This is a genomic window from Pseudarthrobacter oxydans, from assembly GCF_034258515.1.
Lineage (GTDB): Bacteria > Actinomycetota > Actinomycetes > Actinomycetales > Micrococcaceae > Arthrobacter.
The window spans coordinates 1,492,417-1,503,961 of sequence record NZ_CP139438.1 but is presented as its reverse complement, the minus strand read 5'-3'; the positions used below and the strand labels follow the sequence as shown (position 1 = coordinate 1,503,961).

Below are 11,545 nucleotides of genomic sequence, written 5' to 3'. Positions count from 1 at the left end.
ACGGGGCTGCCTGCAAGGGCCCAGGTTCGGCCGGAGGCGCGACCGAAGGGGCGGGCTGACCCGGAGGGGCCGGCGCTGGATCGGCCGGCGGAACGGGCGGGCTTTCGGGTTCCTTGGGCTTCTGGGTCCGGGTGGGCTCCGCGGGATTCGGATTGTCCGCAGGCTCTGGCGCGCAGAACACGAGGCACAGGCCAGGAGACGTTGTGGACGCCGGTGCGGGTTCCGGGGAGTCTGCGGTCGCCGGGCTGGCCGGGAGGAGACACAGGGTGCTGGCCAGGACAGCGGCCAATGCCGTCGCCGAGGCAGCGCGGAATACTGGTAGGGACGGGAACATTTGCTACCTTTCGATGCGCGCAGTCCCCCCGCTGCGGCTTTCTGGTGTCCCCGGTAGTCTTCTACACCCTCGCCTGGCGCCGCAAATCAGCCGCAGATCACGGGGACCTGCGGCGTACCGTGTGGCACGTGCGTCAGTCCCTGCTTTCCGGGGGCAGCGCCACCTGGATTTTCCGTGCCTTGCCGCGTCCCACCACGTAGCCGCGGCCCGGGATGAAGTCCGGGCTGACCCGGCCCAGGGAGGTGTTGAGCAGGCTGTCGCCTTCGATGTCCCCCGGGTTCAGCAACAGTCCGCGCCGGCCGGATTTGAATGGCTGCGCGAGGGACCAGGCCGAGGACCAGGTGGAGGTTTCGGACTCCCCCACCACCCACTGGTCGGCTTTGATGGACGCGGTCACCAGCTGCGCCACGCCCGATTCGGCCAGGGTATCCGTGAACTCGGTCAGGCCCTCAATGAAGATGGCCAGGGAGCCGGGGTTTCCGGACGAATGTTCAACCAGGTCCTCCACAACCGCAGCGAGATCGTCCGCTCCCACCACGGAGCGGTTCCAGATAGGCAGGGAGGCGACGGCGGAGCGCCGGGCTGCCAGGTAGATCAGCTCGGTGTCCGGGTTGGACCGCCGCAGGGCGTAGGCCAGCGTCACCAGCGCCACGGTGCGGCCCGCCCCTGGCGGGCCTGCCAGGAGCAGCGGGCCCCGCGCCATGATCTCGGCCGGCCGCAGCGTTTCATCGTCGACGCCAATGACCGGAAGTCCGGTGCTGCCGGACGGCAGGACATCCAGGTCCACCTGGTCCGGAAGCCTTTCGATGCCGGGTGCGGCATCCAGCCCCTGGCGGAGCATGGCTTCGCTGAGCTTGTGCACCTCACGTGCCTGCAGCGCCAGGTTGGAGTTGCCGCCAAGGACTGCCAGCTGGACTTCCAGCCCGTCCAGGAGTCCCCGCCCGGGCGGCGAGGCGGCGGTGAGGACGTCCCGGGGCACGTCCATGGAAATGTAGTCGTCCTCGGAGGACAGGCGGAGCACCAGGCGGCGCTGGATGGAAGCGAGCAGCGAGGCGGGCACGGCGTTGGGCCGGTCTCCGGTCACCACAAGGTGGATGCCCAGGGTGCGCCCGTCCGTCGCCAGCTGCAGGAAGATGTCCCACAGCCCGGACAGCCTGCTGTGTTCGTAGGCCTCCCGGAACGCGGACATGCCGTCCACCAGAACAAAGATGCGCTTTTCATCGGGCCTGCCGGCCAGCTTGCGGTACTCGACAATGGTGGACGCGCGCACCTCGGCAAACCGGGCCGACCGCTGCTCGGCGATGTCCCCCAGCAGGCGCAGCAGCCGCCCCACCCGTTCAACGTCGTCGCCGTTAATGACCTCGCCCACGTGCGGAAGCTCCTCCAGCATGCTCAGCCCGGAGGAGCCGCAGTCGATCCCGTACACGTGGACCGGCCCGCCGCGGGGCGTCACCGCGGCCGCTATGGCGATGCCGCGCAGCGCGGCCGACTTCCCCGAACCGCCGGTGCCGTAGATGGCCATGTTGCCGTCCTTGTCCGGCTCGTAGAACACGGTGGGCTGCGCCTGGCGGGAAGGGTCGTCGGCCACGCCGAGGAGCAGCTGTTCGTCGGTACGGGGGTTGGGCAGCCTGGAGAAGTCATAAGTCTTGGCGAGTTCGTCCAGCCACGGCTTGCGGGGGGCGTTGATGGACAGGGCATCCGCTGCGCGGACGATGGTGGAGGTCATCCTGGCGATGTCGTTGGGGCCGGCGGGCCCGGCCGCTTCCGGTTTCTCCGTAGCCGGGGCCTCCCAGGCCGGGCCGGAGCCGAAGGCCATTTCCACGACGTCGATCTGGGGCCGCTGCGGTTTCTCCGTGGTCCATCCGCCGGCGTAGCCGGTCTGGAAGCCCTGGATCCGTCCCGGGCCGGTCTTTGCTGCACCGCGGCCGGGGATGGCCGGATCGAAGTAGGCGGCGTCGGGGACGCCGAGGATGTCCGTGGCGTCGTCCTCATCAGCCATCCGCAGGGCCACCCTGAGGTTGGTGTTGGCGCGGAGGCTGTCCTTGATGACGCCGGCCGGGCGCTGGGTGGCCAGGATGAGGTGCAGGCCCAGCGAGCGCCCGCGGGCTGCAACGTCCACCACTCCGTCAACGAATTCGGGTACCTCGTTGGCCAGCGCGGCGAATTCGTCGACGACGATCACCAGGTAGGGCGGCGCGTCCGGGTCTGCTTCCCGCTGAAGGGCCAGCAGGTCCTTGGCCTTCTTCCGGTTCAGGAGGTGCTCCCGGTAGTGGAGTTCGGCGCGCAGTGAGGTGAGGGCTCGCCGGACCAGGTGCGGCGAAAGGTCGGTGACCAGTCCCACGGTGTGGGGCAGGTTGATGCAGTCGGCGAACGCGGCCCCGCCTTTGTAGTCCACGAACAGGAAACTCACCCGGTCCGGGCTGTAGGCGGCGGCCATGCCCATCACCCAGGACTGCAGGAATTCGGACTTGCCGGCACCCGTGGTGCCGCCCACCAGGGCGTGCGGGCCCTCGTTCTTCAGGTCCAGGTACAGGGGTTCAATGCCTTTGGAACCCACCAGGGCCCGGAGGGTGCCGTTGTCCTTCCGGTTGGCCACGGCGCTGGCGTGCACGGAGTTGTTTTCCGTCCAGCGCTCGGCCACGGCCTGGGGGTTGTCCAGGAAGTCCTTGCCGATCAGGGTGGCGTAGGAGACGGCCCGTGGAAGGTCGGAATCGTCGTTCACGGGTTTGCCCACATCCATGACCGGGGCCAGCATCCGGGCAAGTCGGGCGGCCAGTTCGGCGTCGACGCTTTCGCAGCTGACGGGGTACGTGTGCCTGCCAAGGCGGACCTGCCCGGTGGTGGTGCCGTGTTCGCCGTCCACCACCATGAAGTCCCGGCAGGCAGCGGGAAGCGACTGGATGTCGGTGGCCACCCAGACCACATGGACACCGGAGTCCGGTCCCCGCTCCGCGAGCCGGGTGAGCCTGCCGCGGTCCACCGGCGCGTCGTCTTCCACGATCACCAGGACCGCGGGCAGCACAGGCTGGTCCACGTCGTGCTTGGCCGGGTCCAGCCCGGGGCGGAGGTCCGGCCCGGAGCGCTTCGCCGCGGCCTCCCTGGCATCGAGCAGGTCCTCGAGCCGGGCCAGCAGCGAGGAGCCGCCGGCCGAACCGGCGGCCAGGTGGTCGCCGGCAAGGGGGCTGTGCCCCGAACCCACGTGCGGCAGCCATTGCAGCCAGTTCCAGCGTTCCCGGGACTGCGCGGACGTGATGGCCGCGATGACAACTTCCGCGGGCGAGTGGAGGCCCGCGAGCTGCAGCACCATGCCCCGGGCGACGTCGTCCACCAGGCCGCGGGCACCGGCAACGCCCAGGGACCCGGAGGTGCGCAGCTGGGATACGACGGGAACGCCCTCGATGTCGCGGAACTGCTTTAGGCAGTCCTGGATCTCCTGCGCGTACTGCGCCTCGGTGTCGTTGCTTGGCGGTTCCTCCAACAGGACCCGGGAGGGTGACGTGCCCAGGCCGAACCGAAGGCCCAGGAATCCGGTGTGCTCCGGACGGTGCGTCCACAACAGCGGACCGAGCTTGTAGATGGCGTCGACGGTGTCGCTGACCGACGGCGCTTCCTGGAGGCGGACGGCACGTTCAACCTGCTGCAGTTCCGTGAGGTCCTTCCGGAAGGCGGCCATGGCGGCGCGGAAGTGCTTGAGCTGCTCCTTCTGCTGCCCCCTGCTCCGCATCTTCTGGTCCACGTAGTGGCCCACGATGAAGAGCGGCATCATCATCATGAACAGCACCGAGAGCGCGTTGCCGGTCACCGCGAAGATCACCGCACCCATCAGCAGCGGGGCGATCATCATGATGTACGGGAACGGGTGGTCCTCGGGACGCTTGGGTCCGGCAGGGAGCACGCGTTTGGGTTCCTCGAAGCGGGGAACCACGCGCGGTGACCGGTTGAAGTTCACCAGGGGCGACGTCGGTGCTGCCGCCTGGTTGTGCCCCAGCGGCACCACGGTCACGGTGGTGTCCCCCAGCGTGACCGCGTCCGAGGAATTCAGGGTGGCGCGGGTGACGGGGAGGCCGTCCATCAGCAGCCCGTTGGCCGAATTGGTGTCCACGATTTCCACGCCCTCACCCACCGTGATGCGGGCGTGGCGCTTGGATGTCAGGGGGTCCGAGAGGCGGATGTCCACGTCCCGGTCCCTGCCGATGTAACTGGTGCCGACGGGCAGGGAAAACTCGCGGCCGGCGTCGGGCCCCGAAAGGACGCGGAGGGTGGCGGCCGCAGGACCGCGGCTGGCACCCGGCACATCGAACTGCGCGCTCACCTGGGCCAGGGACACAACAGAACCCGGCCGGAGGCCGGACTCGAGGAGGTTGTCCGTCCGGGTGAGCATGGTTCCGCTCAGGCCGGCGCCGACAAACGCCTCTTCGATGCGCAGGGAGAGGTTGTCCGGCACCGGGGTGCCCTTGCGCCCCGGATCCGCGGCCCAGAGCATGGCGGCGGTATCGGCCACGGTGGCCAGGCCGTCCACGGTAACGGCCAGGTCCTTCGTTTCGGCAGGGTCCCGGCGGAGGGTCACACGGATTCTCATCCCTCGTCCACGCCCCTCATCTTCTCGATCAGGTGCAGGTCATCCGGGGTCACCAGGTGTGAGGTGACCGCGTGCTCCACAAGCCGGGCGCGGCGGTTGGTGGCGAGTTTGCCGCCGCCGCCCCGCAGTCCGGCCACGCCCACGCGGTCGAGCTTGTCGCACACATTGTCGAGCTTCCGGTTGAAGCGGGTCAGCGCCCATCCCAGCGTCTTCGCGGCAGCCGCCGAGGAGGGGATGGCGCTGAACCCCGTACCTTCCCGCCGGAGCATGGGTTCTGCGAGCGCCACGATGAGGGCCTTCTGGGAGTCGGTGAACACCACCGGGCCGATGGTGGTGTCGCCGTTGCTGTCGCCGTCGCGCGCCTCCTGCCGGAAGGAGGGGGTCTTGAGGTGCACGGCAAACTCGTAGGTGGTGGGCCCTGCCGTGAAAATGATGTTCGTGTGGCTGAAGACCAGCGGGATCCGGGCTCCGGGTGACAGCCAGGCCTGCATCCCGCCGGTGGCGTCGGCAACCGTGGCCGAGAGCATGCTGCCCACGTTGCTGAGCCACCAGATCCCGTCATAGCGGGCCACCTGCAGGAACTGACGGTGAAGGTAGGGATTGTCGTCAACTTCGAGGTCGCCTTCGCGGCCGATATTGAAGACGTCCTCGTCCGATGGCTCGTACCATTCACCACAGAAATCTATTGCTAGATCCCCCATTTTCTGTGCCTCCTCGTTAGGCGGAACTGAGCTTGTCATGGAGCTGGTTGCAGGGCGCTCCGCGGTCATGTGCCGGCGCAAGCGATCGAGCCTTCCTCCAGCGGCGAGAAGGCTCCGTCCGAGCGAACGATCATCACCTGGATGCAGGTCTGGCCGGACGGGTTTGCCGTGACGCGGACGGGAGGCTGTTCGACAGACTGGTATTCGCCGCCGCCCCCGATGCTGTACACCCGCCACTTGTAGGTGTCACCCTCTTTGGGCTGCGGGTTCAGCCACGTGAAGGAGGCGTTGCCGTCCGCGGACACCGTTCCCTTGAGGCCTTCCACGTCCGGCACCGTTCCGTTGTCCAATGCGTCGGCCGGCGGCTTGCTGGCCTGCTGGGTCTCCACCGCAGCGGGTTTTTCGGGCGAGGCGTTGGCCACCACCAGGCCCACCACGGCGGCAAGGGCCAGCAGGGTGCCGCCCGAGATTGCCAGCCAGAGATTGCGTTTGCCGTGGTCCGTGGCGGGTAGCGGCACGCCTGCCGGCTCGTCGCGTCTTGCCGGCCGGTGGACGGTAGTGTCCGGGACGTCCGCACCCTCTTGAAGATTGCCGCCCGGTGCCTGCTCGCCAGGGCGCGCCGGCGCGGCGGCACCGCGCAGGACGGTGGCGTGGGCCCACTCCTGCGGCTGCGCCGCCGGTGCAGGAGTGGAGGGGCTGCTGTGCACGGCGGGCGCGGGCTGCGCAAACCGCGACGGCGCGGCATCCGCTGCGGGAGCTTGTCCGCCAGCGGCCTGCCCGCCACCTGCCTGCCCGCCGGCGGCCTGCGGCCACGTGCGTGCGGGGAAGGTGGGCGCGCTGCCCGTCCGCTCCGGATCGATCGCGGCGATGCTCCGGACCCGGGTTTCTTCGAAGCCGTCATCCGGCCGGCTGTCCTCGTGCTGCGGCTCCTCAAGCACCTCAAAGGGCGTGACGGAGAGGTTAAGCTCCGCCTGGATGCGCTGCAGGGCCAGGGCGAAGGCGTGCGCTGAGGAATAGCGGGACTGCGGCGACTTGGCCATCGCCGTCGAAAGGGCCTGTTCCAGGGACTCGGGAACGTCCGCGCGGCCCAGGCGCGGCAGCGGCGTGTTGCTGATCCGGTTGATCAGCTCACGCTGTGAATTGTCCGCGCCCGGCATGACGAACGGCGAGCGGCCGGCGAGCAGGGTGTAGAGCGTGGCTCCGAGGGCCCACACATCCACCATCACCCCGTCCACGGCGCCATCGGTGAACTGTTCGGGCGGGGACCACGGGATGGACATGCCCGAGTCGTCGTCGCTGTCGCCGGCGAGGGTGCCGGAGATGCCGAAGTCGGTGAGGGCGGGCCGGTTGTAGTCGGTGACCAGGATGTTGGCAGGCTTGATGTCGCGGTGGGCGATGCCGGCGCGGTGGGCGGTCTCGACGGCGGACGCCACCTGGATGCCGACGGCCAGGACTTCATCCACGCTAAACCGCTGCCTGCGGTACCGCACGTCCAGGCTTGGCCGGGAGCAGTACTCCATGGCCAGGTAGGAGTGCCCGTCGTCGGTCACCTCCGCTTCAAAGATGGTGACGATGTACGGGTGCGAGGACAGCTGCGCCATGAGGTTGGCCTCGGACTCGAAGCGGCGGCGGGCGCCCTCCGTCTTCAGGTCCGAGAGCAGGACCTTGACGGCCACCTTGCGGCGCGGCCTGTCCTGTTCATACAGGTAGACGTCGGAAAAGCCGCCGGAACCGAGCAGGCTGATGTACGTGAACCCCTGGATGCGGGGCGGCGGCGCTACAGGCCGTTTGGAACTCAAGGAATCTCCTCAAAACGCAGCGAGATGTTGTCGCCCAGTTCAGCGATGTCCCCGTCCAGCAGGATGGCCATCTCGTTCTGCGCCAGGCGGCGGGGCGGCTGGCCTTCACGCACCAGGACGGTTCCGTTCGTGGCCTTGAGGTCGCACAGCATGACGTGCCATCCCTCCAGCCGAACCTCCACGTGGGACCGGGATATGTCGCCTTCCAGGCTCGGCACCTGGACCAGCCGGGGGATGACGCCGCCCTGGACCCGGGACACGGAGGGTTGCCTGCCGATGACCAATGACTGGTCAAGGTCCAGCAGCTCCCCGGTGGACAGGCGCACCCGTCCCAGCCGTGGCCGGGGCACCTGCACGGCGTCCGGATGAAGCCCTGCCCCGCAGGCGGCACACTGCGCGCGGGTGGGGGGATTCGCGTGACCCTGGCTGCAGACCCGGGCCAGGACGGTCGGCCCGGCCTGCGGGTCCGCAACCGCCGCAGGGGCGGGTTGCGCCGGTGAAGCTCCGATGCTGCCCTTCATGACCGTCTGTCCGTCATGGTCGTTGTCGAAGGCCGCGTTTGCAGGCGGGGTCGCGGGGACGGTGGCCGGCACGGGTGCAGGCCCTGGCGCGGCATCGGCCGCGGCGGCGGCGGTGCCGGGGACCTTTTTCCACGGCACAGAATCGATGAGTACCCCGGCGGGCTGTTGCACTGCCGGCGGGTGTTCGACGGCGGGTGCCGCCACGCCAGGCGCGTGTCCGACGGCGGACGGGGCTTCCGTTACTGCCGCCTTCGCATCTCCGCCAGGATTGAGGACTACGGGCGCGTTGTGTTCCTCCGCTCCAGGCACGGCGTCGGCAGTCCCGGCGCCGGCAGAGTCTGTGAAGCTTCCGGCATCGGCAGCCTCCGCTTCCTCGCGCACTGCGGCGTCTTCGATACTCCGGATGACCGTCCGCTCCCACAGATGGTCGTAGGAGCTGGTCTGGTCGCTCACCACGATTGTCGCTTGCGCCGGCTGGTATTCAGCTGTTTCGGCTTGGGCGGACGGCTCTGTGCCTGCGCCCGCCTCCATCCCGGGCCCGGCCCCTGCCGGTTGGACGTCGCCCTCATCTACGTACGCACTTATGTACGCATCGACCTGCGCATCATCGTCGGGCACGGCGAGAACAGTCTCGGCTGAGGCTTCCGGCTCCGGCTCCGGCTCCGGCTCCGGCTCCGGGACGATTGTTGTCTCGCGCGGCTCGTCCGTTCCCGGCGCCGCCTCGCGCCGGTCCGCTACGCCTGCGGAATCGACCGCCACTGCAGCCGCCGGCGCCGGCGCCAGTTCCGGCCGGGCAGGGCCCAGCCCGAGGACCAGGGACTGCAGCAGGACCACACCCTCCCCCAGCGGCAACTCCGGCTGGTCTCCGGAACCGCCGGCCGGGATGCTGATCCGGCAGGCTCCGGACAGGGCAAACCGGCGCTCGTTCCAGGTGGTGACGTCCCGCCCGTCCAGTTCCACCCGGCCGTCCGGGAGTTCCACGGCGAGGTCGAGGTCGCCGCGGAGGAACACCCGCAAGGGACCGGAGAAATCGAGGATGCCAAATGGCGGGATCCGGGTGAGTGAGCCGCCAGAGCTGCCGGTGATGGCATGGAGTACTTCGTGGACCGCCGGCTTGCTTTCCAGGAGTTCCCATACCGCACACGCCGTGGCCTGCGTCGTGTCCGGGCCGAGGAGGACCGCGGTGCGCGAGCGGAGGATGCCCAGCCAGGTGCCCGGGACGTAGCTAGTGCCGGTCATCGTGGGGTTCCCCGCTCTCGTGCGCCGAAGGTCCGCCATCTTGTTGGGGCAAGGGCTGCGTTACAGCCTGGCTCCCATGGGAGCGGGGCAGCGTGTCTGCCTCTTCTGCGTCCGGACCGTGCCGCGGCGCGGTGGTGGCGGCGCCGGCGTCGTTCAGGACGTTCCGGGCATCAACCACAATCACCGTGATGTTGTCGCTGCCGCCGTTCCGCAGCGCAGCCTGGATCAGGGCGTCGGCGGCGTCCTGCGGGTGGCCCACCGTGCTGATGATGCGGAGGATGTCCTCGTCCGCCACTTCGCCGGTGAGGCCGTCCGAGCAGACCAGGACACGGTCGCCTTCCTCCACGGGGAGCAGCCAGTAGTCGGCCTCGGTCTCGTCCCCGGTGCCCAGGGCGCGGGTGACAACGTGGCGCCGAGGATGGACGGTGGCCTGCTCGGCGGTGATCTCGCCCGCATCCACAAGTTCCTGCACCTCAGAGTGGTCCACGCTGACCTGCTCAAACCGCCCCTGGCTGAGGCGGTACGTACGGGAATCGCCGATGTTCATGACCAGCCAGTAGGGCAGGCCCATTTGTTCCACCACCACTGCACCGGTCAGGGTGGTCCCCGCCCTGGCGCCCGTAGCCTCCCGGATGGACGAGTCCGCCCGGAGCAGGTACTGCTGGAGCGCCGCGGCCGTGACGGTGCGTTCCCCCGTTGCGAGCTGCGGAATCCCTGCCAGGGCCCGCACGCACATGCCGCTTGCCACTTCGCCTGCTTCGTGGCCGCCCATCCCGTCCGCAACGGCGAACACAGGATCGGAAGCAAGGTAGGAATCTTCGTTCAGCTCCCGGCGGAGTCCCCGGTCCGTGCCATAGCCGTAGCTCAGGCTGAGGCCCGGCTGGACGGTGGAGGGAACGCTGGCGGGCTGTTGGTTCATGCCTGTCCTAGGTAAAAGGTCCGGTCTCCGAAGTGGACACTGGATCCGGGCGTAACAAAAGTTGGGACACCCGGCGCAAGTGGCGTCCTGGCGCCGTTCGGGGTGGTCACGGCGCTGCCGTTCGTGGAGTTCCTGTCCGTCACCCAGATCCCCGCGCCGTCGGTCAGCAGGTGGAGGTGGGTTTTCGAGATGGAGCGGCCGGGATCGTCGACGGCCAGGAGCTGGGCATGCTGTTCACCGGACTGGCCTACGGGATTGCGGCCCACCAGGACACTGCGGTCCAACTGGAAGTCGCGCCCGTCGTCCAGGCGGATCCGGAGGACGGCGACGGGTGCAGGCCCGCCTGCCTGCGGGCGCACCTGGGTGCGTTCAACGTCGTCGTCCACGTGGTGCTGCGCGCCGCGCATCGGCACGGACGCACCAGCGGGTCCACCGGCGGCGGCTGACGTACCCGGCGGCGCGGCGGACGGCGGCGCGGCGGACGGCGGCGCGAAGGACCCAGGTGCCGTGTAGGGCATGGTCTGGGACGGCGACGTCTGCGGGGGCGCCTGAACGGGCGGGGAAGGCTGCACCGGCGGGGACGCGGCGGGAATGCCCGCCACCGGGGAGAGCACCTGCTGCACCGGCGGCAGGTCCAGCGGCGCGAAGCTGTACGGGCCCTGGATGCCGCCGGTGGTGATGGGGTCGCGCCCGGCCTTCACATCGAAAACGAGGGCCTTGGCGGCTTTGTCCTGCCATCCCCGCAGGCGGCCGTTCCGGTCCCAGGTATTGGACACCACCACCAGCACGGCCCAGGCGGCACCCGCAAAAAGCAGCGGCGCAAGGATGAACAGGGCCGGTCCGAACCACTTGAACACCACCACCAGGACCGCCGCCAGCAGCGCCACCAGCATGCCGGCACCGGTAAAGAGGCCGCGGAGGAAGACGGCGCCGGCGCCCGGCGCGTAGCCGTCGTTGTCCGCGCTGCGGATGCCCATGAGCAGGTTGCCGGGTGTTTTGCCTGTCCTCGCTTCAATCCCCATGACCACGAACAGGTACACCAGCGTCAGGCCCAGCCCGATGCTGCCGAACAGCACCAGGGAGGCGGTGTCATAGGTGATGTACTGGCCGTTGCGGGTGCGGGTAATCCCGGCAAAGCCAACGGTGAGCGTCAGCACCAGCACGGTTAGCGGCGGCAGCCAGTCAATGACGGCAGCGCCAAGCCGCTTGCCGGCCGTGGCCGGCACAAGCTGAAGGTTCACTGCCATTCCCGTTCCTCCCCCTGGGACGGCCCCCGACTGCGCGGTGAAACCGCCGGCGCGCCCCCGCCCCGTGCCTGCGTTTGCGAACCCCGCGGCCTGAAGCGCCGGGGGGCTTTGTACTACCGGGATAGTACCGGGAATCGCTGCACGGTGGGCAGTCACAGCTCCGGGCGGCGGGTCACTGCCGGCATGGCCGCCGGTGTGCAGGTTGC

Annotated in this window: 6 protein-coding genes; all 6 read right to left on the bottom strand. The window is 69.2% G+C overall.

From position 1 onward, the window contains the following. Positions 1-467 precede the first annotated feature (467 nt). On the bottom strand, positions 468-4,913 hold the full coding sequence (locus SMD14_RS06790; RefSeq protein WP_321215790.1) for an FtsK/SpoIIIE domain-containing protein: 4,446 nt from the start codon (positions 4,911-4,913) through the stop codon (positions 468-470). Next, a complete protein-coding gene (locus tag SMD14_RS06785; protein WP_157238666.1) occupies positions 4,910-5,614 on the bottom strand; it encodes a hypothetical protein in 705 nt (234 codons plus the stop codon). Before SMD14_RS06785 ends, SMD14_RS06790 begins: the two co-directional genes overlap by 4 nt. 65 nt (positions 5,615-5,679) lie before the next feature. Next, positions 5,680-7,413 (bottom strand): protein kinase domain-containing protein, encoded by a 1,734-nt coding sequence (locus SMD14_RS06780; protein WP_321215789.1) that lies wholly within the window; start codon positions 7,411-7,413, stop codon positions 5,680-5,682. After that, positions 7,410-9,173, bottom strand: coding sequence for an FHA domain-containing protein (locus tag SMD14_RS06775; protein WP_321215788.1), 1,764 nt, complete (start codon positions 9,171-9,173; stop codon positions 7,410-7,412). The genes SMD14_RS06780 and SMD14_RS06775 overlap by 4 nt, the downstream gene beginning before the upstream one ends. Next, complete coding sequence (locus SMD14_RS06770; RefSeq protein ID WP_157238669.1) at positions 9,160-10,092, bottom strand: PP2C family serine/threonine-protein phosphatase; 933 nt, start codon at positions 10,090-10,092, stop codon at positions 9,160-9,162. The genes SMD14_RS06775 and SMD14_RS06770 overlap by 14 nt, the downstream gene beginning before the upstream one ends. Then, positions 10,089-11,339 (bottom strand): RDD family protein, encoded by a 1,251-nt coding sequence (locus SMD14_RS06765; RefSeq protein ID WP_321216232.1) that lies wholly within the window; start codon positions 11,337-11,339, stop codon positions 10,089-10,091. Before SMD14_RS06765 ends, SMD14_RS06770 begins: the two co-directional genes overlap by 4 nt. Between the last annotated feature and the right edge of the window lie 206 nt (positions 11,340-11,545).

Excerpts from the sequence above, each read along its gene's own strand:
- SMD14_RS06790 (WP_321215790.1), bottom strand. The coding sequence starts at position 4,913 with ATGAGAATCCGTGTGACCCTCCGCCGGGACCCTGCCGAAACGAAGGAC.
- SMD14_RS06785 (WP_157238666.1), bottom strand. The coding sequence starts at position 5,614 with ATGGGGGATCTAGCAATAGATTTCTGTGGTGAATGGTACGAGCCATCG.
- SMD14_RS06775 (WP_321215788.1), bottom strand. The coding sequence starts at position 9,173 with ATGACCGGCACTAGCTACGTCCCGGGCACCTGGCTGGGCATCCTCCGC.
- SMD14_RS06770 (WP_157238669.1), bottom strand. The coding sequence starts at position 10,092 with ATGAACCAACAGCCCGCCAGCGTTCCCTCCACCGTCCAGCCGGGCCTC.
- SMD14_RS06765 (WP_321216232.1), bottom strand. The coding sequence starts at position 11,339 with ATGGCAGTGAACCTTCAGCTTGTGCCGGCCACGGCCGGCAAGCGGCTT.